Below are 25602 nucleotides of genomic sequence, written 5' to 3'. Positions count from 1 at the left end.
GTTCACGACCGATCGGGGGCGTGCGGTCGGATCGGGGGCTGATCCGGTTCACGTCCGTGAAGGGGCGAGGCGAAGGATCGAACGGCCGGATCGTGGGAACGGTGGTCGGTCGGGGAGCGGTCAGTGGATGATGCCGGTCCGAAGGGCCACCGCGACCATGCCGGCGCGGTCGCCGGTGCCCAGCTTGCGGGCGATGCGGGCGAGGTGGCTCTTGACGGTCAGCGCGGACAGGCCCATCGAGACGCCGATGGCCTTGTTGGACTGGCCCTCCGCGACCAGGCGGAGCACCTCGACCTCGCGGCCGGAGAGCTCGCGGTAGCCGCCCGGGTGGCTCGGGGCACCCGGGGGGCGGCGGTGCATTCCGGCGGCGCGGGAGCCGATGGGGGCGGCGCCCGGTCGGGTGGGGAGCCCGACGTTGGTGCGGGTGCCGGTGACGACGTAGCCCTTCACACCGCCCGCGAGGGCGTTGCGGACGGCGCCGATGTCGTCGGCCGCGGAGAGGGCGAGGCCGTTGGGCCAGCCCGCCGCGCGGGTCTCGGAGAGCAGGGTCAGGCCGGAGCCGTCGGGAAGGTGGACGTCGGCGACGCAGATGTCGCGGGGGCTGCCGATACGGGGACGGGCCTCGGCGACGGACGAGGCCTCGATGACGTCGCGGACGCCGAGCGCCCAGAGGTGGCGGGTGACGGTGGAGCGGACCCGGGGGTCGGCCACGACCACCATTGCGGTCGGCTTGTTCGGACGGTAGGCGACCAGGCTTGCGGGCTGCTCGAGGAGAACGGACACCAGGCCTCCTGGGGTGGGGGACGGCTGTGAGGTCACAGTCGTCTTCGGCACCAAACCCGTGGGCCTTTAGAGAATGATCACGATCTAGTGAGTAACAATTAGTGCAATTCGGACGTGTGGTCGATCGTTCGGTGAACGAATCGGTTCGTTCGAGTGGTCACTCATGACTGAAAGTGGCCGTGTCGACAAAGAGATGGTCAACAGTCAGCGCGCGACAGTCAGCGCGACTGAGGACCGCGCCGCTGCGGCAGCGTCACCACCGAGGCGTCCCCCGGACCGGCCGGCGGCAGCCCCGCGACCTGGGCCAGCAGATCGCACCAGGCCGCCAGATGCCCCGCCGTGTCCGGCACCCCGTTCAACCCCTCGCGCGGCGTCCAGGACGCCCGGATCTCGATCTGCGAGGCGGCGGGGCGCTCGGAGAGACCGCCGAAGTAGTGGGAGCTCGCCCGGGTGACCGTGCCGCTCGGCTCGCCGCACGACAGCCCGCGCGCCTGGAGCGCACCCGTCAGCCACGACCAGCACACGTCGGGCAGCAGCGGGTCCGCCGCCATCTCCGGCTCCAGCTCCGCGCGCACCAGCGTCACCAGCCGGAACGTACCCCGCCAGGCGTCGTGCCCGTCCGGGTCGTGCAGCAGCACCAGCCGGCCGTCGGCCAGGTCCTGGTCCCCGTCGACGACCGCCGCCTCCAGCGCGTGGGCGAACGGGGCCAGCCGCTGCGGGGCCCTGGTCGGCTCGATCTCGATCTGCGGTCGCAGCCGGCCGGCGCGCAGGGCCTGGACCGCGGCCTGGAAAGCCGGCGGAGCCGCCGTACCGCTTCCATGCCCGTCCCCCTCCCTCTCGTCGTCCATCCCGCCAGTGCCGTCCGACAGTCGTCCCTGAGCCGCAGCCATGGCGGAAGGTTAAGGGGAACGGGGCCATGGTGGGGGCCTGACACCCCGTGCCCGGACCGTTGCCCGGATTGCCCCACCGGCAGGGAAAAGCGGCCCCGGCGCCGTGCGAGACTTTCCCCCGTGAGTGCAAACCAGACGCCGCCGTCCGCCCCGTACGACTCCGCGTTCCTCAGGGCCTGCCGCCGTGAGCCCGTGCCCCACACCCCGGTGTGGTTCATGCGGCAGGCCGGGCGCTCACTGCCGGAGTACCGCAAGGTCCGCGAGGGCGTCGGGATGCTCGAGTCCTGCATGCGGCCCGAGCTGGTCACCGAGATCACCCTCCAGCCGGTGCGCCGGCACCACGTGGACGCGGCGATCTACTTCAGCGACATCGTCGTCCCGCTCAAGGCCATCGGCATCGACCTCGACATCAAGCCCGGCGTCGGCCCGGTCGTCGAGCGCCCGATCCGCACCCGCGCCGACCTCGCCCAGCTGCGCGACCTCACCCCCGAGGACGTCTCCTACGTCACCGAGGCCATCGGCCTGCTCACCCGTGAACTCGGCCCGACCCCGCTCATCGGTTTCGCGGGCGCGCCTTTCACCCTCGCGAGCTACCTCGTCGAGGGCGGCCCGTCGCGGACGTACGAGAACGCCAAGGCGATGATGTACGGCGACCCCGAGCTCTGGGCCGACCTGCTCGACCGTCTCGCGGACATCACGGCCGCGTTCCTGAAGGTGCAGATCGAGGCCGGTGCCTCGGCGGTCCAGCTGTTCGACTCCTGGGCCGGCGCCCTCGCCCCGGCGGACTACCGCGGCTCGGTGCTCCCCGCCTCGGCGAAGGTGTTCCGCGCGGTGGAGTCCTACGGTGTCCCGCGCATCCACTTCGGTGTCGGCACCGGGGAACTGCTCGGTCTGATGGGCGAGGCCGGCGCGGACGTCGTCGGCGTCGACTGGCGCGTCCCGCTCGACGAGGCCGTCCGCCGGGTCGGCCCCGGCAAGGCGCTCCAGGGCAACCTCGACCCGACCGTCCTGTTCGCCGGCACCCGGGCCGTCGAGGCCAAGGCCCGCGAGGTGCTGGACTCGGCGAAGGACCTGGAGGGCCATGTCTTCAACCTCGGCCACGGCGTCATGCCGACCACCGACCCGGACGCGCTGACCCGGCTCGTGGAGTACGTCCACACGCAGACGGCCCGTTAGGGCTCCTCCCGCGGAGCCCCTCTCGCCGGTTCACCACGTGTGCCGGGGCCGTGCCTTCCTGCCGAACAGCAGGCCGCGCGGTTCCGGCGGCGGTGGTGTCCCCGGCTTGAGCGGCCAGGCGAGCAGCATGCCGGCGAGGAAGCCCACGACGTGGGCCGCGTACGCCACGGTCCCGGCGGCCGAGACGCCCTCGCCGGAGGAGTACACCGCCTGGAGCACGAACCAGAAGCCCAGCACCAGCCAGGCCGGCAGCCGCAGCGGCAGGAAGACCAGGAACGGCACGAGCACCCACACCCTGGCCTTCGGATACAGCACCAGATAGGCGCCGAGCACCCCGGCGATGGCTCCCGAGGCGCCGATCAGAGGGTCGCCCGAGTCGTCGTTGAGGAGCGCGAAGCCGTAGGACGCCGCGTAGCCGCAGACGAGGTAGAACAGCGCGAAGCGCACATGGCCCATGCGGTCCTCGACGTTGTTGCCGAAGATCAGCAGGAAGAGCATGTTGCCCAGCAGGTGCAGCCAGCCGCCGTGCAGGAACATCGCGGTGAAGACGGACTGCACGGGCGACTTGTCGTAGCCCGGCGGACCGACCGCGCAGCCGGGGCCGTGCTGCCCCATGGCCACCTCGCCGGTGGGGACCACCCGGGGCAGCTGGTGGTGGATCAACTCCTGCGGCACCGCCGCGTAGTGGTCCAGGAACGCCTGGAGATGACAGAGCTGGGACAGACCGCTGTCGCCCGCCACGGAGCCGGCCAGGCCGGGCATGTACAGGAAGACCAGCACGTTCGCGGCGATGAGCGCGTACGTCACCACAGGGGTGCGGCGCACCGGGTTCACGTCATGGACGGGGATGACCACAAGGAAGTAGTGCCCGCGATGCGGTGCGTGAATCGGTGAACGCCGCCACGCGCGCGTGCGTATGACTCCTCAACCGTCCGCGGCACGGGGAAGGTGGGTCGCGGGTCAACGTGAGGAACAGGCGATGAACGACCGAGTTACTCCCGCGATGCACGCGACTCCCGACGGCGAGGCCGAGATCGCGCTGACGCTGCGGCTGCCCTGGGAGGACGTGGCCCGGCTGGGCCAGGACGCGGGGCGGCTGGCCGCGCAGCTGCAGCGTCCGGTGACCCTCGACGAGGCGGTGAGCCACCGGCTGCGCTCGACCCGGCCCGCGGCCCACGCGAAACCGGCGGGGGAGCAGCCGGCCGCGGTGGCCTCGAGCGCCTCCGTCTCCTCCCTGCCGCCGCGCCCGCCCGTCGACCAGGCCCGCCAGGCCATCGAACGGATCAACGGCTCCGCCTAGGCCCCGTCGTCAGGGGCCCCCGTCGTCAGGAGGCCCGCACCTTCGCCGCGGCCTTGCGGGCCGCCACCAGGACGGGGTCCCAGACGGGGCTGAACGGCGGGGCGTAGCCCAGGTCCAGGACCGTCATCTGCTCCACCGTCATCCCGGCCGTGAGCGCCACCGCCGCGATGTCGACCCGCTTGCCGGCGCCCTCCCTCCCGACGATCTGCACGCCCAGCAGCCGCCCCGTACGGCGCTCGGCGAGCAGCTTCACCGTCATGAGGGAGGCGCCGGGGTAGTACCCCGCGCGGGACGTGGACTCGACGGTGACCGCCTCGAACCGCAACCCCGCGCGGTGCGCGTCCTTCTCGCGCAGGCCCGTGCGGGCGATCTCCAGGTCGCAGACCTTGCTGACCGCGGTGCCGACCACGCCCGGGAAGGTCGCGTAACCGCCGCCCACGTTGGCGCCGATGACCTGGCCGTGCTTGTTGGCGTGCGTGCCGAGGGCGATGTGGCGCTCCTGGCCGGAGACCAGGTCGCGGACCTCCACGCAGTCGCCGCCCGCCCAGATGTCCTCGTGGCCGCGCACCCGCATGCCGAGGTCGGTCAGCAGCCCGTCGTGGTCGCCGACGGGCAGACCCGCCGCCTGCGCGAGGGCCGTCTCGGGGCGCACCCCGATGCCCAGGACCACCACGTCCGCCGGGTACTCGGCGTCCTCCGTGGCCACCGCGCGCACCCGGCCGTCCGCCCCGGTCAGGACCTTGGTGACACTGGCGTCGTTGACCATGGTGATGCCCAGGCCCTCCATCGCCTCGTGCACCAGCCGGCCCATGTCCGGGTCGAGGGTCGACATCGGCTCGCTGCCGCGGTTGACGACGGTCACCTCGTAGCCCCGCTTGATGAGGGCCTCGGCCATCTCGACGCCGATGTAACCGGCGCCAACCACCACCGCCCTGCGGCCACGCGTGCGTGCCAGCGTGTCGAGCAGGGCCTGCCCGTCGTCGAGGCTCTGCACCCCGTGCACCCCCGGCGCGTCCGCCCCCGGCATCTCCGGCCGGATCGGCCGGGCCCCGGTCGCGATCACGAGTTTGTCGTACGACGTCCACGACTCGGCGCCGGAGTCCAGGTCACGCGCGCGTACCCGGCGCCCCGCCACGTCGATCTCCGTGACCTCGGTGCGCATCCGCAGATCGATGTCACGGGCCCGGTGCTCCTCGGGCGTCCGGGCGATCAACTCGTCCCGCTCCTCGACGTCCCCGCCCACCCAGTACGGGATCCCGCACGCCGAGTACGAGGTGAAGTGGCCCCGTTCGAACGCCACGATCTCCAGCTCGCCGGGCCCCTTCAGCCGACGCGCCTGCGACGCCGCGGACATTCCCGCGGCGTCGCCGCCGATCACGACCAGCCGTTCCCTCGCAGCACTCATGTTCATGCGAACACGCTACGGGCGTGGGGCATTTCAGTCCCGCTCACCCTCCTGCTCGGTGGGTCCGGGGCGCGCGGCGGGGCGGGCCGTCGGCAGCGGGCCGAGCGTGGTGGACGCGCCCGCCGGGGCCGGGCGGCGGGACAGCCGCGGACGGATCCAGCGCAGCCAGACCAGCAGGAGCAGCGCGAGGACCGCGGCGAAGGGCAGCACCGCGGCCACGACGACCACGATCCAGCGCAGCATCGACACGAACGAGTCCCAGCCGCCCGCGAGCGCGTCGAGGACCCCCGGGTCGTCGTCCTCGGCGGCCTTCTCGACCGGCCTCTCCGACAGCGACAGGGTGATGGTGGCCAGGCCCGTGCGGTCCTTCAGGGACGCCTGCCGGGCGAGCAGTGACTCCAGGTCCGCCTGGCGGGTGCTCAGTTCGCCCTCCAGGGTCACCACGTCGCTCAGCCTGGTGGCCTGGTCCATCAGCTCCCGGATCCGGGCCACGCTCGCCCGCTGCGACTTGATACGGCTCTCCACGTCCACGACCTGGTCGGTGACGTCCTGCGCCTTCGCCGTGCGCTCCAGCAGCTTCCCCGAGCCCTCCAGCGCGGCCAGGACCTCCTCGTACCGGTCGGCGGGCACCCGCAGGGTCACCTGCGTCTCCTCGGTGCCCTCCTCGTCGCGGAAGGTGGCCTCCTTGCCTACGTAACCGCCCGCGTCCACGGTGGCCGTGCGCGCCGCCTCCAGCGCCTTCGGCACGTTCTTGACCTGCACGGTCAGTTCCGCGGTGCGGATGATGTGGCTGGTCGGCAGCTTGGGCGCGGTGCCGGCCTGCCTGCCGGCGCCGTTCGCGTCGTCCCCGGCGGCTCCCGGGGCGGCCTCCTTGGCCTGGGACTGCGCCGCGCCGGCATCGCCGGCGGCGCTGCCGGAGTCGTCGCCCGAGCCGCTGCACCCGGACAGCGCCAGGGCGGCGGCCAGCAGCAGCCCGGCCAGGGCCTGGGCAGGTCGTACGGAACGTGGTGCGCGCATCTGGCGTACCCCCCGGGAGTCGTGGCGAACTGACGCTCCTTGGACGCCGGTGCCGCCCGGAACGTTGGGGCCGAACGGTCCCGATGCGGTCACGGTCGGGACTCGGACAGACCATGAGGCCCCCGCCGGACTGTCGGTGGCGTCTGAGAGGGTGGAGCCATGAGCGGATCAGGTACGACGGAGCACGCCGTCGTCATCGGGGCCGGTATCGCGGGTCTCGCCGCCGCGCACCGGCTGCTGCTGCGCGGGGCGCGCGTGACCGTCCTGGAGGCCTCCGGCCGCGTCGGCGGCAAGCTGCTGCCCGGCGAGATCGCCGGCACCCGCGTGGACCTCGGGGCCGAGTCGATGCTGGCGCGCCGACCGGAAGCGGTCGCCCTCGCGCGCGAGGTGGGCCTCGACGAGCGCCTCCAGCCGCCGGCCACCGCGACCGCCTCGATCTGGACCCGCGGCGCCCTGCGCCCCATGCCCAAGGGACACGTCATGGGCGTCCCCGGCACCGCCTCCGCCCTCGCCGGCGTCCTGTCCGACGAGGGACTCGCCCGCATCCAGCGCGACGCCGAGCTGCCGCGCACCGAGGTCGGCGACGACGTGGCGGTCGGCGCGTACGTGGCCGAGCGCCTCGGCCGCGAGGTCGTCGACCGCCTCATCGAGCCCCTGCTCGGCGGGGTGTACGCGGGCGACGCCTACCGCATCTCGATGCGTTCGGCCGTCCCGCAGCTCTACCAGGCCGCCAGGACCCACACCTCGCTGACCGAGGCGGTCCGCGAGATCCAGGCCAGGGCCGCCGCCCAGCAGCAGACCGGGCCGGTCTTCATGGGCATCGCGGGCGGCATCGGACGCCTGCCCCTCGCCGTCGCCGACGCCGTCCGCGCGCGGGGCGGTGACATCGTCACCGACGCGCCCGTGACGGAGCTGCGCCGCACCACCGACGGCTGGCGTGTCGTCGCCGGGGACCGCGTGCTGCACGCCGGCTCCGTCGTCGTCGCCGTCCCCGCGCCCGCCGCCGCGCACCTCCTGCGCGCCGAGGCTCCCGAGGCCGCCGCCGAGCTCGCCGCCGTGGAGTACGCCTCCATGGCGTTGATCACCCTCGCCTACCGTCGCACCGACACCGCCGCCCTCCCGGCGGGCAGCGGCTTCCTCGTCCCGCCGGTCGACGGCCGCACCATCAAGGCGTCCACCTTCGCCTCGCAGAAGTGGGGCTGGATCGCCGACGACAACCCGGACGTGGTCGTGCTGCGCACCTCCGTCGGCCGCCACGGGGAGACGGCCGTCCTGGAGCGCGAGGACGCCGAACTCGTCGACGTCTCGCGCCACGACCTGCGCGAGGCCACCGGCCTCGACGCCCGCCCGCTCGACAGCCGCGTCACCCGCTGGACCGACGGCCTGCCCCAGTACCCCGTCGGCCACCACGCGCGCGTGGCCCGCGTCCGCGAGCACGTGGCCAAGCTGCCGGGGCTCGCGGTGTGCGGCGCGCAGTACGACGGCGTCGGCATTCCCGCCTGCATCGCGAGCGCGTACGCGGCGGTCGACCAGATCCACGGGGACGACCGCGGTATGCGGGAGCTCACCGCCAACCCGGTGCAGAGTCTGCACGGAGGAGCGGGAGAATAAGGACCATGAGCAACGACGCCCCCACCACCGAGGCCGGCCGGATCCCGAACAAGGGCAAGCTGGCCAAGGACCTCAACGAGGTCATCCGCTACACGCTCTGGTCCGTCTTCAGGCTGAAGGACGTCCTCCCCGAGGACCGCGCGGGCTACGCCGACGAGGTCCAGGAGCTGTTCGACCAGCTCGCCGCCAAGGACGTCACCGTGCGCGGCACCTACGACGTGTCCGGGCTGCGCGCCGACGCCGACCTCATGATCTGGTGGCACGCGGAGACCGCCGACCAGCTCCAGGAGGCGTACAACCTCTTCCGCCGCACCCGGCTGGGCCGCTCCCTGGAGCCCGTCTGGTCGAACATGGCGCTGCACCGCCCCGCCGAGTTCAACCGCTCGCACATCCCGGCGTTCCTCGCCGACGAGACGCCGCGCAACTACGTCTCCGTCTACCCCTTCGTACGCAGCTACGACTGGTACCTGCTGCCCGACGAGGACCGCCGCCGCATGCTCGCCGACCACGGCAAGATGGCCCGCGGCTACCCCGACGTCCGCGCCAACACGGTCGCCTCCTTCTCCCTCGGCGACTACGAGTGGCTGCTGGCCTTCGAGGCCGACGAGCTCTACCGCATCGTCGACCTCATGCGCCACCTGCGGGCCTCCGAGGCCCGCATGCACGTCCGCGAGGAGGTCCCGTTCTTCACCGGCCGCCGGAAGTCGGTGGCGGACCTGGTGGCAGGGCTGGCCTGAACCGCCCCCTGAGGGGCGCGGGGAACCGCGCGACCGGCCACCACGCCCCCGTGGACGGCATCATCGCGCGGTTCTCGGCTTCGGCTCCGCATGCGGCGCGCACCCCGCCCGCCGCACCGGCAGCCGGCCTTCCAGGAGATAGGCGTCGACGTACCCGTTGACGCACCGATTGGGCCCGCCGGCGATCCCATGGGTCCCGGCGTCCCGCTCCGTCACCAGCACCGAGCCCGACAGGCGGCGGTGCATCTCCAGCGCCCCCTGGTACGGCGCGGCGGCATCCCGCTCGGCGGCCAGGATCAGCGTGGGCGGCAACTCCCCGGGCCCCGTCCGCACATCGAGCACCTGCTGACGCGGCGCGGGCCAGTACGCGCAGGGCAGGTTCGTCCACACGTTGTCCCAGGTCTCGAACGGCGCCACCCGTGCGAGCCGCGTGTTGTCGCGGTCCCACACCCTGAAGTCCGTCGGCCAGGGGGCGTCGTTGCACTCGACGGCCGTGTAGACCGCGCTGGAGTTCTCCGCCTCCTTCGCCGCCTCCGGATGCGGCCCCGCCTGCTCGATCAGCTGCTTCGGGTGGCCCTTCAGATACTTCGAGAGCGCCTCGGCGCGGTGCGGCCAGTAGTCGTCGTAGTACCCGGCCATCAGGAACGCCCCCTGCAACTGCCCGGGCCCGACCTTCCCGCCCGCCGGTTCCGCCGCCAGCCGGGCCGCCGCCCGGTCGTAGCTGCGCTGCACCCGCTCCGCGGTGTCGCCGAGCCCGTACACCTTGTGGTGCTTGGCGACCCACTCCCGGAAGTCCGCCCAGCGGCCCTCGAACGCGGCCGACTGGTCGAGGTTGTTGCGGTACCAGATCTGCGCCGGGTCCGGGTTCACCGCCGAGTCGAAGACCATCCGCCGCACGTGCGAGGGGAACAGCGCCGCGTACAGCGCCCCGAAGTAGGTGCCGTACGAGGCACCCATGAACGTCAGCCTCTCCTCGCCCAGCGCGGCACGCAGGACGTCGAGGTCACGGGCGTTGTTGAGCGAGGTGTAGTGCCGCAGCGCGCCGCCCGCCCGCTTGACGCAGCCGCGCACGTACGCCTTGGCCTCGGCGATGCGCTCGCGCTTGTACGACTCCGAGGGGTGCGTCGGGGCCTGCGAGGGCGCCTTGAAGAAGCGCCTCGGGTTCTGGCAGGACAGCGGAGCGGAGCGGCCGACACCGCGCGGGGCGTAGCCGACGAGGTCGTACGCCGCCGCCAGCCGCTTCCACTCCGGGACCACGCCGATCAGCGGGAAGTACATCCCGGAGCCACCGGGACCGCCCGGGTTGTACACCAGGGAGCCCTGCCGGGGCACCCTGCGCTTGCTGTTGTGCGGGTCCTTGTGGGTGGCCCGGACCCGGCTGACGGTGAGCTTGATCTGCTTGCCGTCGGGGTGCGCGTAGTCGAGCGGGACCAGGACCGTGCCGCACTGGACGTCGGCCGGCAGGTCCTCCACCGCGGCGCACTTGCCGAAGGCGATGCCGCGGGCCTCGGCGCGCGCGGCGGCCGTCGCGGTGCCGCGCAGCTCGGCCGCGCCGGGAACGCTGGTGGCGCCGCCCGCGGGAGCGGCGGCGAGGGCTGTCAGGAGCAAGGACCCGGCGGCCGAGTAGAGCGCGGGGGCGGGGGCTCTCATCGCGTATCCCTTCAGTGCACGGCAGCAACAGAAGGGATGTTTCGTTCGCCGGTCGGCCAAGGCAAGCACCGTCCGGCCGGTGTCGGCGCCAATGCCCCCTATGCGCCCCTGGTGTGCCCGGCGCGCCAGTGCTGCTCGCGGTCGGCGAAGGCCGCGCGCAGATCCGGCTCCCCGACGGCCGCCACGCCCCGGACCGCCACGGTCGTCAGGTACGTACGGTCGTCGGCGCCGCCGGTGCGCCGGGCCAGCGCGCCGAGCAGCCGCTGACCGGCCGGAGAGGCCCAGCGGGAGTACGGGTGGACCTCGACGCGGGCGATGGCCAGGCAGCTGAGGGTGAGGGCGAGGGGGAGCGCGAACCAGAGGGCGACCAGGTGGCGCGGCATCTCCGAGGGGGCCGGCGTCAGCAGCGCGAGCGCGCCCAGCGCCACGACGCCGAGCGCGGCGAGCCGCACCTGACGGACGGCCGCCGCGACCGAGGTCCGCGCGCCGTCGGGCACCGCGAGGCCGTCGCGGACCAGCCGGTCGGCGAGGCCGCGCACCGGGGCGGCGGTGGCCGCGGCGTCCCGCACCGGGGCGATCCGGGACTGTCCCTCTGGCCCGATCGCCCCGATGACCGAGCGCTCGATCTCGTCCCGGCCCCGGGGGTCGACGACGGTCGCCCAGCCCGTGTGCGCGAGCAGCAGCCGGCGCTGCCGGGCCATGGAGACGAGGGTGAGGTCGGCGACCCGGCGTGGTCCGCCGGACAGGAACGCCGCCTCGTACAGCGTGAGGTCGTGTCCGTGGCCCGCGTCCACATCGTCGGCTGCGGCGCGTACGGCGGCCAGGCACAGGCGCGTACACGCGGTTCCGGCGGCGGCCCAGGCCAGCAGCAGGAGAAGGACCCAGAACATGACGCTGTTCTATGCGAAAGGGTCCGGCCGGCGCCATGCCTCGTTCACGATCCGGACGATGCGTTGCCGGTATGTGACGTTCCCCTTAGTTCCGGTCGGGGGGCGGGCTGCTGGCCGGTGGGGGCAGCGGGTAGCTCGGGGTCACCGGGACGGCCGGGGGCGGGGTGGCGATGAGGGGCGGTGGGGCGGGGGAGGCCGTGATCGGGGGTGTGCTGCCGGCGGCCATGTCCTGGGCCAGGGCGTCGAAGTCGACGTATCCGGTGGCCTCCAGGATCTTGATGTGGTCCAGGACCGTGGCGTTGGCGTCGTCGGCGAGGGCACGGACCAGGGAGTTGCGGGTGCCGGCGCGGACCTGGGCGACGACCGAGAAGACCCTGCCGTGGGCGAGGCGCAGGAGGTTGGCGAACTGGCGGTCGTACTCGACGCCCTGGGACGCGTCCAGGGTCGCCAGCCACTGCTTCTGCTGGTCGTTCGGTTCGTCGGGGAGTGCCAGGCCGAGCTGCGAGGCGACGCCGCGGACCCGCTCGTCCAGGAAGGTGTGCCCCTCGATCAGGTGCTGCCCCGCCGTCCGCACCGCCGCTGTCGTGCCCTTCTGCTGCGCCTGCCGGCCGGCGGGCAGTTCCCACAGCCCGGCCAGCCGGACCTTGGTGACGAACTCCCGGTCCAGGGCGGACAGCGGCCCGTAGCTCGTGGACACGGTCGTGGCGTTGAGCACGTCGACCCCGGTCCCGGAGCGGTCGGCGTACGACCAGATCGGGAAGACCAGGGCCAGCAGGGTCGCGGTCAGGCCGGTGATGATGATCCCCGTGCCGCTGACGATGCCTCGGCCGTCGATGGGCGGTCGCGGTCGCATGGTGCCTCCTGTTACGGCACCGCACGCTAGTGGGTTTCGAGTGCGGGACTGGCATGTTACTGCCCGGTCCACGCCAACTGCCGTACGGGAACGAATGGTTGCATCCGGGACACCAAGGGCGAATGGGGGAGGGGGAGTTGCTGGCATACAGGGGTAAAAGATGCCGAAGCGGATGTGCGGGGTGGTCCCCGTGGCGGTGGTGTTAAACCGGGCACACTCGAGCGTGGACGTAGTGTCGGGGGCGTCCGGCCGTGGGACCTGCGTCGGCGTGGGCCGGGTCAGCCCGCTGCGGTCGGCGCGGACCGACGTGCGGTCACCGGCGCAGCAGCACCCGCCGGGTCGCCCGCGCCAGCCGTACCCCCGGCCGGTGCGAGCGCGGCCGTGCTCCCGACCGCTCCAGCCACCACTCCCGCAGCTCGGCCCGGCCCCGCTCGTCCGGAAGCCGGCCGTCGCCCAGCAGATACCCGGCGAAGTCGAGCGCGTCGCGCCGGTAGCCGTCGGTCATGGGGTGCCCGTGGGCGTACCCGAGGAAGGCCGCCCGGTACCGCGCGCCGAGGATGTCCGGCAGTTCGGGCGCGACCTTGGCGACGACGTCCGCCCGCTTCCCGGCGAGCGCCCGCGCCTGCACCCCGAGCCGCACCCGGTCGAACCCCTCGGGCACCGGCGTCCCCGCGACCAGCGCGGAGAGCAGGGCGGTCTGGGCGAGCGCGAGGCGCTGCCGGGCGGAGGCGGTGGTGCCGGTGGGTGCGGTGTCGTCGGAGGTGGTCCCCTGGGTCCGGATGCTGAGCGCCGAGCCGCCCGCGGCCTGCTCGCGGCCCTTGTCCAGCGCGTCCCGGATCGCCGTCAGCTCGCCCTCCAGCTCGTGCGGCGCGGGGAAGTTCTCGTCGCGCTCCAGCAACACTCCCGGCGGCGAGACGCGGGAGGCGAGGTCGGTCAGGATGTCGAGGACCGGACGGGGGACGGGGTGGGCGTGGCTGTCGTGCCAGACGCCGTCGCGCTCGAAGCCACCGGCCACATGGACGTAGGCGATGGCCTCCAGCGGCAGGTCGGCCAGCGCCTCGGCCGGGTCCTCGCCGCGGTTGACGTGGTTGGTGTGGAGGTTGGCGACGTCGATCAGCAGCCGGACCCCCGTACGGTCGGCCAGTTCGTAGAGGAACTGCCCCTCCGTCATCTCCTCGCCCGGCCAGGAGATCAGCGCGGCGATGTTCTCGACGGCGAGCGGCACCGGCAGCGCGGCCTGGGCGACGCGGATGTTCTCGCACAGCACGTCGAGGGCGTCCCGGGTGCGCGGCACCGGCAGCAGGTGGCCCGCCTCCAGACGCGGGGAGGCCGTCAGGGGCCCGCCCGCCCGCACGAACGCGATGTGCTCGGTGACCAGCGGCGAGCCCAGCGCCTCGGCCCGCTCGGCGAGCGCGGTCAGACGCCCTTCGTCGGGCCGGTCGGCGCCGCCGAGACCGAGGGAGACGCCGTGCGGGACGACGGTCACCCCGCGCTCGCGCAGCCGCCGCAGCGACTCGGGAAGATGGCCGGGGCAGACGTTCTCCGCCACGGCCTCGACCCAGTCGATGCCCGGCATGCGCTCCACGGCGTCCGCGATCTCCGGCCGCCATCCGATTCCCGTGCCCAGTCGCTCCATCGTCCCCGTCCCCTCCTGCGGCCGACTCTCCCCGCCACCTGGATCCGCTGCGTCGTCCCCTTCGACGGCTCGCTGTTCCCGGCGTGACGGGGGTATGGCCCCGGTGCCCGGACTCGAACCCCTCCGACCGGTCCTTCAGAGGAACATTTGAGGTTCCGGGCACCAGTGACCGGAGGTACGGGAGCGCCCGGCCGGGCGTTCAACCGGTGGCCGCCGTGTCAGCGCAGCGCCGGATGGTCGGCGACGACCGTGCAGGAGCCCGGGGCGATCTCGGTGAACCCGGCGTCCCGCACCAACGGCAGTCCGCTGTCCACGAGTTCTCGCCACCGATCCGGGTCGGGAGTGCGTACGGCGAGCGGGAACCCGGCGTCCCGCCAGGCGGCCCGCTCCTCGTCCGACAGGTCCCACCAGGCGAGTTGGGCGCCGTGCCCCGCCTGGGCCATCGCCTTGCCCGCCGACATCTCCACCCGCGGGCTCATCCACAGCACGGGCACGCCCGGGTCGGCGGCCGGCGGCGGCTCCGGGTCGTCCAGCTCGGTCCCCGACACCTGGAGCTTGGCCAGCTCCTTCGGCCAGCCGTCCAGCGGAACGGGCGGGAACACCCGCACCTCCGCCGACTTCCCGGTGACCGTGATCCCCGGCAGCGCCTCGGCCTTGCGCCACTCGGCACCGCGCGCCCGCCGCACGACCTTGCGGATCCGCGCGTCCTGCCAGTCCCGCATCGCCTGCGCCCACTCGCCCTCACCGAGGGAGCGTTCGTCGCCGAGCATGACGAGGACGGCACGGGCGGCGGTCTCGAGGGCGTCGGTGCGGGCGGGGGGAGCGGCGCGTTCGAGCCGTACGACCAAGGGCAGGACGAACTGCGGCGCGTGATCCCGGGCGATGACTTCGTGCTGGAATGGACTGTCGCTCACGCCGCCCACCCTAAGGGGCCCGACGCCCCGGCTGACCGGCGCCAAGGACCCGAGGCAACCTGCCGCGGCCACGCGCCATCATGACCACCATGGAACGCGATCTGCACCTGGACAACGTGGGCCGCCGCTACGGCCTGCGCGGCCCCTGGGTCTTACGAGGTGTCGACCTCGCCCTCACCCCCGGCAGCCTCACCCGCGTAGACGGCCCCAACGGCACCGGCAAGTCCACGCTGCTGCGCGTGCTCGCCCGTCTGGACGCCCCCTCCGAGGGCCGGGTGAGAGGCCGCCCCCGCACCGCCTACGTCCCCGAGCGCTTCCCCTCCGCCCTCCCCTTCACCGCCCTCGGCTACCTCACCCACCTGGGCACCGTCCACGGCCTGTCGCGCGCCTCGGCCCGGCGCGCCGCGGGCGACGTCTTGGAACGGTTCGGCGCCGAGGCCTACGCCGGCACCCCCATGGCCCGGCTCTCCAAGGGCAGCAGCCAGAAGGTCGCGGTCGCCCAGGCCCTGCTCGCCGAGCCGGAGCTGCTCGTCCTGGACGAGGCGTGGACCGGCCTCGACGCGGACGCCCGGGCGGAGCTGGAGCGGGCGGTCGCCGAGCGGACCGCGGCGGGCGGGGCGGTGGTGTTCGTCGACCACGACCCCGGCCGCCTGGCGGGGGTGCCCGACGCGACGTACACCGTGCGCGAGGGCGGCCTCCACCGTCGTACGACCGACGCCGTCACGCCCACCGGGCCGCAGGTGACCGTCGTGGTCCAGGAGCCGGCCGGCGCGCGGCTGCCCGCGGAGGCGCGCCGCGTCGTCACCGCCGCCGACGAGACCGCGCCCGGCAGGTACCGGCTCACCGTCCCCGCGTCCCACTCGGACGTGCTGCTGCGCACCCTGCTGACGGCCCGACCGCCGTGGCACGTGGTGAGCGTGCGTCACGCCGCGCCCCCGGAAGGCGGCCGATGACCGCGCTGCTCCGCTACCAGGCCGCCCTCCTCGCCCGCTCGCAGCGCTGGCTGCCGCCGGTCATCCTGTACGCCGCGTTCCTCGGTGTCGGGGTGCAGAGCAATCAGCCGATCCTCGACTCGCTCGGCTACGCCGCCGCCGCGCTGCTGCCCGTCGGCGCCTGGCTGGTGCGGATCTGCGTGTCCAACGAGCCGCCCGCGGCCCGCGCCTGTGTCTCCGCCGCGGTCGGCCCGGCCCGCGCGCACCTGGCCGCCCTGCTGGTGGCCCTGGGCGCCACGGCGGTGCTCGGCACCGTCACGACCCTCCTCGTGACGCTGATCAGCGATCCGGTGGGCGCCGACCACCAGACGCGGGTGCCGCGGCTCTCGGCCGGTACGGCGGGACTGCTCGCGATGCTCGCCTGCGCCCTGCTGGGCACGGCCGTCGGCGCCCTCACCGCCTGGCCGCTGCTGCGCTCCCCGGGCCGGGCGGTGCCCGCGATGCTGCTCGCGGCGCTGATGGCGGTGGTGACGACCGGCTCCCCGGCCCAGGCGGCGGTCAGCGGCCTGGTCACCGGCTCCCGGGACGGCACGGTCCCGCTGCCGCTGCTGCCCCTGGCGGCGGCAGCGCTGCTCACGGCAGGCGCGATGGCCGTGGCCTGCGTGCTGACCTCCCGCCGGTCACCCTGAGCAGGCGGTCCGCTCCGCCTCCCGCCACTCGCAGCGGGGGCACAGGGTGATCCCCTTGTACGACTCCGGGTACTCCGTCGGCTCCCGGCACAGCACACACTCCGCGTACGGCGGACCCTCGGCGACCGGCGGCCTGGGCACCTCTCGGATCGTGCAGTAGTCCTCGCTCATATCTCCAGCGTAGGACGCTCATCGCCGGCCGCCCGCGGCCCCGATCAGCTCGGACACCTTCACCAGCCGGTAGCCCCGGGCGCGCAGCTCCGGCACGATCGTCCGCACCGCCCGCTCGGTGGTCGGGGCGGCGCTGCGGGTGCAGTGCATGACGACCACGGAGCCGGGGCGCACCCCGTCGAGGACCTGCCGGGCCACCGCGTCCGCGTCCGTCGCGAAGGCGTCCCCGCTGACCACGTCCCACTGCACGGCGGTGACGCCGGCCGGGGTGAGCGCCCTGAGCGCCGCACGGTCGTAGCAGCCGCCGGGGAAGCGGAAGTACGGCCGCGCGTCCGGCACGCCCGCCTTGCGGAACGCGGTGTACGCGCGCTCGACATCGGTGCGCATGTCGTCCCGGGGCACCCTGGGCAGTCCGTAGCAGTCGCCGGTGAAGGCGTGGTGGCTGTACGAGTGGTTCGCGACCTCGAAGAGCGGGTCCCGCCCGATCGACCGGGCCTGCGCCGGGTACTGCTCGGCCCACCGGCCCGTCATGAACACCGTGGCCGGCACCTTCAGGGAGCGCAGCGTGGCGATGAGCCGCGGATGGTCGAAGTGCTCGCCGGCCGCCGCCCGCGCCCCCTGGTCCGCGGTCATGTCGGCGTCGAAGGTGAGGGCGACGGTCCTGCCGTGCGTGCGGGGGCCGTGCTGGAAGACGGGCGTGAGACCGGCGGGGCCGGGGGCGAGGGTCGGCGGCCGGGAGGGGGTGGCGGAGGGCGTCGGACGGGCGGCTCGGGGCGCCTCGGGGGCGGTGGCGGTGGTCGCGCAGGCGGTGAGGGCGACGCCGAGGACACAGGCGGCCGCCACGTGGCGCACTCGAATGATCACCGTATGAACATAACGGGATGAATCGGGCGCATCCCGGATTGTCGACGCTCACGCGCCGGTCATGCCCCCTTCAGCAGCCGTTCCCGGCACTCCGCCACGTCGAAGTCCGCCTTCGGGTACCGCGGGTCCAGCGCCCGGAGGTGCTCCAGCAGCAGGCGGCTGACGGCCCAGTTGCGGTACCACTTGCGGTCGGCCGGCACCACGTACCACGGGGCTCGCGAGGTGGCACAGCGGTGCAGGGCGACCTCGTACGCCTCCTGGTAGGCGGGCCACAGCTCGCGTTCCTCGATGTCGCCGGGGTTGAACTTCCAGTGCTTGTCCGGGCGGTCGAGGCGTTCGAGGAGGCGGCTGCGCTGTTCGTCGTAGGAGATGTGCAGGAAGCACTTGATCAGCGTGACACCGTCGGCGGCGAGGGACTCCTCGAAGTGGTTGATCTCCTCGTAGCGGCGGTCGAGTTCGGCGGGCGGGGCCAGTGCGCGGACGCGGGCGATCAGGACGTCCTCGTAGTGGGAGCGGTCGAAGATGCCCATCTCGCCCGCCTGGGGGAGTTCCCGGCGAACGCGCCACAGGAAGTCGTGCCGGCGCTCCTCGGGCGTCGGGGCCTTGAACGCCTTGATGCGGCAGCCCGAGGGGTTGAAGTGGCCGATGACGTGCTTGACCGTGCCGCCCTTGCCGCTGGTGTCCATGCCCTGGAGCACCAGCAGCACCCGGCGGCGGTCCCCGGCCGTGCTCGCCGCCCAGAGCCGTTCCTGGAGATCGGCGAGGTGCTCGCCCATCGCGGCGGTGACCGCGAGAGCCGCCTTCTTGTCCTTCGGGCCACCGGTCGTCGCCCTGGCGTCGTACGCGCCGAGGTCGACGCGCTCGCCGCCGGGGACACGGAGCAGTTCGCTCAGGCCGCGCTGCTGCTTCCTGGCCATGGTGTGCCCCTTTCGGTCATGTCTCGATCATGCGCCGGGAGACGGGGGTGCGCCTCCCGGCGGATGCTCGGCCCGGAACTACCTGCGCCAGGGCCCGGTCACCGCGAACGTCGTCCCCGGCGTGTAGCAGTTGACGTACATCGTCTCGCCGTCCGGCGAGAAGGTGACCCCGGCGAACTCGCCCCATTCCGGCTCCTCGGCGGTGCCGATGTTCTGGGCGTTGCGGGCCATCGCGTAGACCTCGCCGCGGCGCGTGACGCCGTAGACGTGCTGGGCGCCGTTGCCGTCCTCACAGACCATCAGGCCGCCGCTGGGGGCGAGGCAGATGTTGTCGGGGGACTCGCCGGGCAACTGGACGTCGGTGTCCGGGCCGAAGACGATCACCAGCGTCAGACGACGCGACGACGGGTCATAGCGCCAGATCTGGCCGTAGTGATCCGCGGCCGAGCCGTCCGCGCTGCGGGCGAAGGAGGACACGAAGTACACACTGCGGCCGCCCCAGTAGCAGCCCTCCAGCTTCTGCGCGTGCGTGACGCCCTTGGGGCCGAAGTCCTGGAGCCGGATGGGCGTCTTGGCGGCGAGCGGATCCGGTACGTCCACCCACTCCACGCCCTCGAAGCAGGCGCCGGTCTCCTGGATGGACGACAGGTCCGGGACGCCGGGCACCCGCATCGCCTGGAGCCTGCCCCCGGCGCGCAGTGAACCCAGGCCGCCCAACGGCTTGTCGGGCAGGAACCGGTAGAAGAGGCCGAAGGGCTTCAGGAACGCGTCCTCGGTCTCGTAGACGACGCCGCGCTTGGGGTCGACGGCGATCGCCTCGTGCTGGAAACGGCCCATCGCGGTCAGCGGGACCGCGCCCGAGCGGCGCGGGTCGGCGCCGTCGACCTCGAAGATGAAGCCGTGGTCCTTGGTGTAACCGTTGGTGCCGGCCTTGTCCTCGGTCTCCTCGCAGGTCAGCCAGGTGCCCCAAGGGGTGGGCCCGCCCGCGCAGTTGACGGCCGTACCCGCGATGGCGACCCGCTCGGCCAGGACCTTGTTGCGGCCGTCGAGCGTCAGCGCCGTACAGCCGCCCTTGGCGGCCGGGTCGTAGGTGAGGCCGTCGATGGTCGGGACGCCGATGCGGCCGTTGTAGCGGTTCTCGTGGTTGCGCACGAGGTGGACCCGGCCGTGTCTGCCGGCGAAGGCGGCCATGCCGTCGTGGTTGGAGGGGACCGGGCCCTCGCCGGAGCGGAGCTGGTCGCCCTCACGGGACAGCACCCGGTAGCGGAAACCTTCCGGCAGATCGAGCAGGCCGTTCGGGTCGGGAACGAGCGGGCCGTAGCCGGTGTGGCCGAGGTTCTGGGCGGCGGCCGTGCCCGTGAAGAGTTCGGAGAGGGCGCCGCTGAAGGCGATCCCCGCCCCCAGCGCGCCGGAGCGGGCGAGGACCTGACGTCGTGTTGCGGACATGGAGCAGCAACCTTCCTGCTGGCGGACAGGATGTGACGCCGCTGTGTCTATCACCTGGCGCGGGCCGCGGGAACCACGCGCGTAGAGGTGTCACCGCTCGGAGGGTCGTCCGTCGGCCGGGTGCCCGTGCTCGTGGACCGGCTGTTCCTGGGGCCACCCCCGGGAACGGCAGCACCAGGGGGCTCTTCTCGGCGGCGACCGCCACCACCGTCTGGAGCAGCCGCAGCCGCAGCCGCAGCTGGAGCGCGGCGGGCTGCTCGGACATCTCCGGCCCGCCCCCTCGTCCGGAGGGCTTTCATGCTGCTGCAGCGATATGCCCGGTGCCTGGCGCGAGGCCAGGCACCGGGCTCGCGGCTACGGGGTGGTGACCCGCACCGGTTCCGTACCGACCGCGCTGTGCCGCTCCGCCCAGTTCTCCAACGCCAGACGGCAGGCGTGGTCCAGGTGGTGCAGGCCGGACAGGTCCAGCTCCACCGGGCGGTCCTGCGGCAGCGACTCCAGGCTGTCCAGGATCTTCGGCAGCCTCAGGAAGGTCGCGTTGCCCGACAGATGCGCCTGGACGGGCCCGGCGCCCTTGTCGACGATCTCCAGCTTCAGATGCGAGGCCTCCCAGGCGGTCTTCACCACGGCCAGCGCCAGTCCGATCAGGACGCCCTCGAACATGCTGACCGAGACGATCGACACGGCCGTGACGATGAGGATCAGCGCCTCGCCCCGGTGCTCACGCCACAGCGACACGAGCGAGGCGACGGGGATCAGCTTGGCACCGGAGTAGACCAGGATGCCCGCCAGCGCCGGGATCGGGATGTAGGCGAGGACGCCCGGCAGCAGCGCCGCGAACAGCAGCAACCAGACGCCGTGCATGACCCGGGACGCCTTGGTCCTGGCGCCCGCCTGCACATTGGCCGCGCTGCGCACGATCACCGCGGTCATCGGCAGCGCGCCGAGCACACCGCAGAGCGCGTTGCCCGCGCCCTGCGCGACCAGCTCCTTGTCGTACTCGGTACGCGGTCCGTCGTGCAGCCGGTCCACGGCCGCCGCGCTGAACAGTGACTCGGCGGACGCGATCAGGGTGAACGCGACGATCGTGGCGAGCACGCCGACGCTCGCCAGCTCACCGAAGGCACCCGCGGACGGCGGCTGGACGGAGCCCAGCAGCCCCTGCACCTCGACGGTCGCCACCGGCATCGAGAACGCCAGGGCGGCCAGCGTGGCCAGCCCCACCGCGGCCAGCGGACCGGGCACCGTACGGACCGTCGCCGGCATGTGCTTCCACAGCACCAGGACGGCGATGGTGCCGACACCGAGCCCCAGCGAGGCCAGCGCCTTGGGGTCCGTGACGGCGTCCACGAGCGCCCCGGGCAGCCCGGCTATCTTGTCCAACCCCGAGGCGGGGGCCTCGGTGGCGGCCATCGCGTACAGCTGACCGGCGATCAGCACCAGGCCGATACCGGCGAGCATGCCCTCGACGACGGAGACCGAGATGGCCCGGAACCAGCGGCCCAGCTTCAGGGTGCCCATGAGGATCTGGAGCGCCCCGGTGGCCAGCACGATGACCCCGAGCACGGGCAGCCCGTACTCCCGCACCGCCTCGAAGACCAGCACGGTCATGCCGGCGGCCGGTCCGGAGACCTGGAGGCTGCTGCCGCGCATCATGCCGGTGACGATGCCGCCCACGATGCCGGTGACGAGTCCGAGTTCCGCCGGGACACCGGAGGCGACGGCCACGCCCACGCAGAGCGGGAGCGCGACCAGGAAGACGACCAAGGAGGCGGCGAAGTCCTGCCGCAGGTGGGGGTATTTGGTCAGCATGGTCATCACAGGGCCTCGAAGGTGTCGGTGGCCGAACGGTGTTCCCGGACGGCCCCGGTGTGCACCTCGTAGTACCAGGCGCGCAGGGTCAGTTGACGGTCCTTCACCTTCTTGTCGATGAACGGGTAGGAGCGCAGTCGCAGCAGCTGCGTCAGCACGTGGCTCTGCACTCCCTCGGCGACGGTCGGGTCCTCGACCGCCCCCGCGGGGCGCGGCGCGGCCTGCGTGAGCCAGTCACGCACGGCCGGTACGGCGGTCAGGTCGTCGCCTCGCACCAGGGCGCCGACGGCTCCGCAGTGCGAGTGTCCGCAGACCACGATGTCGTTGACGCCGAGCACCTCGACGGCGTACTCGATGGTGGCCGCCTCGCTGGTGGGGCGTTCCAGGGTGTACGGCGGGACGATGTTGCCGGCGGTGCGGAGTTCGAACAGCTCGCCGGGGCCGGCGCCCGTGATCAGGGCCGGGACGACCCTGGAGTCCGAGCAGGTGATGAAGAGGACTTGTGGGGACTGGCCTTCTGCGAGCTTGGCGAACTCCTCAGGGCGCTGTCCGAACAGGCGGGCGTTGTCGATGAGGGGCTGCATAGTGGTGACTCCTCCTGGCGCGCCTGCAGCGGCGCGTCGGGCTTGCACGACAGGTGGGGGGGAACAGCGCTCCTCTTCAGCCGCGGAAGGCGTGAAGTGCGGCCGGAGAGTCGGCTGTCGTCGTTCTGGATCTGCGATGCCGCTGAGCTTTGGTCGAAGCATCACTGACCGTGTGCGCGTTTGCGAACGATGCCGTCATTGCGAAGAAGGAGAGGGTCGACAGGGGGTCGACGAGGGATGGGAGCACGGTCTGTGCCGTCACGTCTCGCGACATGCGTCCTCCTCCTCCCGGTAATCCATGACTCACGAGCACACCAAGGCTTGGTCAACGCCTGGTCAAGAAACACGTTAACCCTGCAAAGTTCTTTGCAGGGTTAACTTAAGGTTTCCGGCTGAAGAGAGCCTGAAAAGGTAGGTCGGCTGGCGCGAACCGGCTCTTGACCTGGGGGAGTTCGTGAATTAGGCGGGCTTGACGAGTGCTTTACCGTCACGGGCCAGCGCGGTGAGCCGGGAGATGGCCCGGAAGTACTTCTTGCGGTACCCGCCCTTGAGCATCTCCTCGCTGAAGAGCTGGTCGAACGGCTGTCCGGATGCCAGAACCGGAACCTCACGGTCGTACAGCCGGTCCGCGAGCACCACGAGCCGCAGCGCGGTGGACTGGTCCGGGATCGGCTTCACGTCAGTGAGGCACACCGCCTTCAGGCCATCCGTCAGCGCGCCGTACCGGCTCGGGTGCACGCGCGCGAGGTGGTCGAGCAGCTGGGGGAAGTCATCGAGCGAGGCACCCTCGGTGGCGTACGCCGCCTTGGTGACCTGTTCCTCCGAGAAGGGCGCCGGGGCCTCGGGCAGGCCGCGGTGGCGGTAGTCCTCGCCGTCGATGCGCAGCGGACGGAAGTGGGCGGACAGGCCCTGGATCTCGCGCAGGAAGTCGGCCGCCGCGAAGCGGCCCTCGCCGAGCTTGCCCGGCAGGGTGTTGGAGGTGGCGGCGAGGGCGACACCGGCGTCCACGAGCTTGCCGAGCAGGGTGGAGACCAGGACGGTGTCGCCGGGGTCGTCGAGCTCGAACTCGTCGATGCACAGCAGGCGGTGGCCGGAGAGCGTCTGGACCGTCTTCTGGAAGCCCAGGGCGCCCACGAGGTTGGTCAGCTCGACGAAGGTCCCGAAACCCTTGAGCGCGGGCTCCGCCGGGGTGGCGTGCCACAGGGAGGCGAGCAGGTGGGTCTTGCCGACGCCGTAACCGCCGTCGAGGTACACACCCCGGGGGCCGGCGGGCGTCTTGGGCGCCTTGCCCCTGCCGAACCCGAGGAAGCCGCGCCTGCCCTTCCCGACGGCGTGCGCCCCGCCGAGACCGCCCGCGAAGGCCTCGAGGACCTTGACGGCCTCGGTCTGGCTGGGCTGGTCAGGGTCCGGGTGGTACGTGCGGAAGCGGACCGAGTCGAACCGCGGCGGCGGCACCATCTCGGCGACCAGCCGGTCCGCGGGGACGTGCGGCTCGCGGGCGCACAGGGACAGGGGGGCCGCGTCTGCTATCGGGCTGGCCCCGGAGGCGGCGGAGGAGGACGACACGGTTCCCCATGCTAAGCGCCGTGCCACACTGCACGACATGCGACGCCTGTTCCCTGTGACCGACCAGACAGCGACGAGGGCCTCCGGCGGGGGAGCCGAGGGGCCCGGGAGGGCCGGGGGAGCCGGTGGTGGAGTGACAGACGGCTCCGGCGGGGCATACGGGGGTGATGCTTCAGGTGCTTCAGGTGGACTCGACGGTGGGCCCGGGATCGCGGGCGCAGACTCCGGTGGTGCCGTGACGGGCGGGGCCGGTACCGATGCCGGTGTCGAGGGCGGGGGTGGCGCTGCCGCGACCGGCGGTCCGTCGTTCTCGGGGGCCGGTGCGGGGCTGCTCCGCGGGGCCGGTGCGGTCGGGCGGGAGTGGAGTCTCGACGAACTGGCCGAGGCCTACGCCTATCCCGAGCCCGCAGACGGAGGGGCGCCGGTGCCCTGGTTGCGGGCCAACATGGTGTCCACGCTCGACGGCGCCGCTCAGCACGACGGGAAGTCGCAGCCCATCTCGAACGCGACCGACATGCGGATCTTCGGGACGCTCAGGGCGCTGGCGGACGTGATCGTCGTCGGCGCGGAAACGGTACGGCAGGAGGGGTACCGGCCCGCACGCGCGCGTGCGGAGTTCGCGGAGCGCAGGGCGGCGGCCGGACAGGGACCCGCGGCGGCGATCGCGGTGGTCAGCGCCGGTCTGGAACTGGACTTCACGCTGCCGCTGTTCACCTCCCCGCTCGTGCCCACCCTGATCCTGACCGGCGCCGCGGCCGCACCCGACCGGGTCGCCGCGGCGGAGAAGGCGGGCGCCCGGGTGGTGATCGCGGGCGACGGCATGGGCGTCGAGCCCGCCCGTGCCGTACAGGCGCTCGTGGAACTCGGGTTCACACGGCTGCTGACCGAGGGCGGCCCGCGGCTGCTGGGGCAGTTCGTGGCCGCCGGGGTGCTGGACGAGCTCTGTCTGACCCTCTCCCCGATGCTCACCGTCGGGGACGCGCAGCGCATCGCGGGGGGCCCGGCCGTCGCGGTTCCGCAACGGTTCGCACTGGTGTCCCTGTTGGAGGAGGAGGGGTTTCTCTTCGGCCGCTACCAGCGCACTTGAGACTCGTTCAGTGATACCGCCGGTCTTCAAACCGGCGGAATCTATCGTTCCGTTTAGCTTCCGACGGGCACACTGCTCTCGGGCCCCGTGAGATCACGGGGCAGGATGGTTTTTGCAGAAGGGGCGCGCGGTGTTCACAAGCGTACTGATGATCGAGAAGGCCCTGACGTCCGCCGACGTGGAGTTCGTCACCACCTTGCACGGGGACGAGCAGGTCTCCTTCCACGTACTGCTCCAGCCGCGCGGCGACCAGGCCGACCGCCTGCTGCGGGCCATCGACGACGTGGCGCTGGGCGAACTGGACGAGGCGGCCAAGGAGCACGAGGTGCCCGAGGGCGACGCCGCCAAGCCCTTCGGCGAGCGGGCCCTGGAGGTGTCCCTGGTGGCGCTGCGCGCCTCCGGCAGCGCGGCCGCGGGGCGGCTGATCGAGGACCACCCGCTGGACTCCCTCAAGGCGCTGGTGGAGGAGGTCGGGGCGGACGAGGTGATCGTGCTGACCGACCCGCACTACGTCGAGGAGTTCTTCCACCGGGACTGGGCCTCGCGGGCCCGCCACAAGGTGGGGGTGCCGGTGCTGAAGCTGTTCTCGCACAGCAAGGCGTAGCGGCGGCGGCCGTGGCGGCGGACGGTGCGGGTGTGGCCGCCTGCCCGTGCCTGTCGGTGGCTCGGCAT

General features: G+C 72.8%; 25 protein-coding genes. 8 read left to right on the top strand and 17 right to left on the bottom strand.

Annotated features, from left to right (window positions below; translation table 11 throughout):
- Nucleotides 1-120 precede the first annotated feature (120 nt).
- Both ACZ56U_RS02115 and ACZ56U_RS02110 read right to left on the bottom strand, forming a co-directional pair.
- Nucleotides 121-783, bottom strand: coding sequence for a LuxR C-terminal-related transcriptional regulator (locus ACZ56U_RS02115; RefSeq protein ID WP_469082093.1), 663 nt, complete (start codon nt 781-783; stop codon nt 121-123).
- Between the two features lie 218 nt (nt 784-1001).
- Nucleotides 1002-1673, bottom strand: a complete 672-nt coding sequence (locus ACZ56U_RS02110) for a DUF3000 domain-containing protein (protein WP_391233821.1) — start codon at nt 1671-1673, stop codon at nt 1002-1004.
- 120 nt (nt 1674-1793) lie between these two features.
- Here ACZ56U_RS02110 and hemE point away from each other — a divergent pair, with 120 nt between their 5' ends.
- Complete coding sequence (hemE, locus tag ACZ56U_RS02105) at nt 1794-2849, top strand: uroporphyrinogen decarboxylase (protein WP_469082092.1); 1056 nt, start codon at nt 1794-1796, stop codon at nt 2847-2849.
- Nucleotides 2850-2879: 30 nt separating this feature from the next.
- On the opposite strand, the gene ACZ56U_RS02100 is transcribed toward hemE, so the two are convergent.
- Nucleotides 2880-3704 (bottom strand): rhomboid family intramembrane serine protease, encoded by an 825-nt coding sequence (locus tag ACZ56U_RS02100; RefSeq protein ID WP_469082091.1) that lies wholly within the window; start codon nt 3702-3704, stop codon nt 2880-2882.
- 124 nt (nt 3705-3828) lie between these two features.
- Here ACZ56U_RS02100 and ACZ56U_RS02095 point away from each other — a divergent pair, with 124 nt between their 5' ends.
- Complete coding sequence (locus tag ACZ56U_RS02095; RefSeq protein ID WP_469082090.1) at nt 3829-4149, top strand: hypothetical protein; 321 nt, start codon at nt 3829-3831, stop codon at nt 4147-4149.
- Between the two features lie 25 nt (nt 4150-4174).
- On the opposite strand, the gene ACZ56U_RS02090 is transcribed toward ACZ56U_RS02095, so the two are convergent.
- Both ACZ56U_RS02090 and ACZ56U_RS02085 read right to left on the bottom strand, forming a co-directional pair.
- Entirely contained in the window at nt 4175-5560 is a 1386-nt protein-coding gene (locus ACZ56U_RS02090; protein ID WP_469082089.1) for an FAD-dependent oxidoreductase, read from the bottom strand.
- A 27-nt stretch (nt 5561-5587) separates the two neighbouring features.
- On the bottom strand, nt 5588-6571 hold the full coding sequence (locus ACZ56U_RS02085) for a DUF4349 domain-containing protein (RefSeq protein ID WP_469082088.1): 984 nt from the start codon (nt 6569-6571) through the stop codon (nt 5588-5590).
- A 159-nt stretch (nt 6572-6730) separates the two neighbouring features.
- Here ACZ56U_RS02085 and hemG point away from each other — a divergent pair, with 159 nt between their 5' ends.
- Nucleotides 6731-8182 carry a protoporphyrinogen oxidase gene (gene hemG, locus ACZ56U_RS02080; RefSeq protein ID WP_469082087.1) on the top strand — a complete coding sequence of 484 codons (1452 nt, stop codon included), beginning with the start codon at nt 6731-6733 and terminating at the stop codon, nt 8180-8182.
- Between the two features lie 5 nt (nt 8183-8187).
- Nucleotides 8188-8919 carry a hydrogen peroxide-dependent heme synthase gene (gene hemQ, locus ACZ56U_RS02075; protein WP_469082086.1) on the top strand — a complete coding sequence of 244 codons (732 nt, stop codon included), beginning with the start codon at nt 8188-8190 and terminating at the stop codon, nt 8917-8919.
- Between the two features lie 60 nt (nt 8920-8979).
- Here the strand turns inward: hemQ and ACZ56U_RS02070 are convergent, their stop codons facing one another.
- From ACZ56U_RS02070 to ACZ56U_RS02050, 5 genes are all read right to left on the bottom strand, one after another.
- The gene (locus tag ACZ56U_RS02070) at nt 8980-10569 is read right to left on the bottom strand and encodes an alpha/beta hydrolase (protein WP_469082085.1); all 1590 of its coding nucleotides are present in this window, start codon (nt 10567-10569) and stop codon (nt 8980-8982) included.
- 98 nt (nt 10570-10667) lie between these two features.
- The gene (locus ACZ56U_RS02065) at nt 10668-11459 is read right to left on the bottom strand and encodes a TIGR04222 domain-containing membrane protein (protein ID WP_469082084.1); all 792 of its coding nucleotides are present in this window, start codon (nt 11457-11459) and stop codon (nt 10668-10670) included.
- A gap of 85 nt (nt 11460-11544) precedes the next feature.
- Nucleotides 11545-12312: a DUF4142 domain-containing protein gene (locus ACZ56U_RS02060; RefSeq protein WP_469082083.1), complete on the bottom strand. Its 768-nt coding sequence runs from the start codon at nt 12310-12312 to the stop codon at nt 11545-11547.
- Nucleotides 12313-12625: 313 nt separating this feature from the next.
- Nucleotides 12626-13948 (bottom strand): MbnB/TglH/ChrH family RiPP precursor modification enzyme, encoded by a 1323-nt coding sequence (locus ACZ56U_RS02055; RefSeq protein ID WP_469082082.1) that lies wholly within the window; start codon nt 13946-13948, stop codon nt 12626-12628.
- A gap of 218 nt (nt 13949-14166) precedes the next feature.
- A complete protein-coding gene (locus tag ACZ56U_RS02050; protein WP_469082081.1) occupies nt 14167-14862 on the bottom strand; it encodes a peptidyl-tRNA hydrolase in 696 nt (231 codons plus the stop codon).
- Nucleotides 14863-14951: 89 nt separating this feature from the next.
- Between ACZ56U_RS02050 and ACZ56U_RS02045 the strand changes: the two genes are divergently transcribed.
- Together ACZ56U_RS02045 and ACZ56U_RS02040 are read left to right on the top strand one after the other, a co-directional pair.
- A complete protein-coding gene (locus ACZ56U_RS02045) occupies nt 14952-15815 on the top strand; it encodes an ABC transporter ATP-binding protein (RefSeq protein ID WP_469082080.1) in 864 nt (287 codons plus the stop codon).
- Complete coding sequence (locus ACZ56U_RS02040) at nt 15812-16483, top strand: ABC transporter (protein WP_469082079.1); 672 nt, start codon at nt 15812-15814, stop codon at nt 16481-16483. Before ACZ56U_RS02045 ends, ACZ56U_RS02040 begins: the two co-directional genes overlap by 4 nt.
- Here the strand turns inward: ACZ56U_RS02040 and ACZ56U_RS02035 are convergent.
- The 7 genes from ACZ56U_RS02035 to zapE all read right to left on the bottom strand — a co-directional run bounded on the left by ACZ56U_RS02035 (nt 16475) and on the right by zapE (nt 23843).
- Nucleotides 16475-16654: a hypothetical protein gene (locus tag ACZ56U_RS02035; RefSeq protein ID WP_391233835.1), complete on the bottom strand. Its 180-nt coding sequence runs from the start codon at nt 16652-16654 to the stop codon at nt 16475-16477. The genes ACZ56U_RS02040 and ACZ56U_RS02035 overlap by 9 nt on opposite strands.
- 18 nt (nt 16655-16672) lie before the next feature.
- On the bottom strand, nt 16673-17518 hold the full coding sequence (locus ACZ56U_RS02030) for a polysaccharide deacetylase family protein (protein WP_469082078.1): 846 nt from the start codon (nt 17516-17518) through the stop codon (nt 16673-16675).
- Between the two features lie 59 nt (nt 17519-17577).
- The gene (locus ACZ56U_RS02025) at nt 17578-18435 is read right to left on the bottom strand and encodes a polyphosphate kinase 2 family protein (protein WP_469082077.1); all 858 of its coding nucleotides are present in this window, start codon (nt 18433-18435) and stop codon (nt 17578-17580) included.
- Between the two features lie 78 nt (nt 18436-18513).
- Complete coding sequence (locus ACZ56U_RS02020) at nt 18514-19881, bottom strand: PhoX family protein (protein ID WP_469082076.1); 1368 nt, start codon at nt 19879-19881, stop codon at nt 18514-18516.
- Nucleotides 19882-20235: 354 nt separating this feature from the next.
- Nucleotides 20236-21693 carry a SulP family inorganic anion transporter gene (locus ACZ56U_RS02015; protein WP_469082278.1) on the bottom strand — a complete coding sequence of 486 codons (1458 nt, stop codon included), beginning with the start codon at nt 21691-21693 and terminating at the stop codon, nt 20236-20238.
- Between the two features lie 5 nt (nt 21694-21698).
- Entirely contained in the window at nt 21699-22277 is a 579-nt protein-coding gene (locus tag ACZ56U_RS02010; protein ID WP_469082075.1) for a carbonic anhydrase, read from the bottom strand.
- A 459-nt stretch (nt 22278-22736) separates the two neighbouring features.
- Entirely contained in the window at nt 22737-23843 is a 1107-nt protein-coding gene (zapE, locus tag ACZ56U_RS02005) for a cell division protein ZapE (RefSeq protein ID WP_469082074.1), read from the bottom strand.
- Between the two features lie 328 nt (nt 23844-24171).
- Between zapE and ACZ56U_RS02000 the strand changes: the two genes are divergently transcribed.
- Entirely contained in the window at nt 24172-24930 is a 759-nt protein-coding gene (locus tag ACZ56U_RS02000) for a pyrimidine reductase family protein (protein ID WP_469082277.1), read from the top strand.
- 130 nt (nt 24931-25060) lie between these two features.
- Nucleotides 25061-25534, top strand: a complete 474-nt coding sequence (locus ACZ56U_RS01995; protein WP_469082073.1) for an indole-3-glycerol phosphate synthase — start codon at nt 25061-25063, stop codon at nt 25532-25534.
- Nucleotides 25535-25602 lie beyond the last annotated feature (68 nt).

The organism is Streptomyces sp. NPDC034103 (assembly GCF_055575395.1).
The sequence above is the reverse complement of the archived record's forward strand: the minus strand, read 5'-3'. Positions and strand labels throughout refer to the sequence as shown.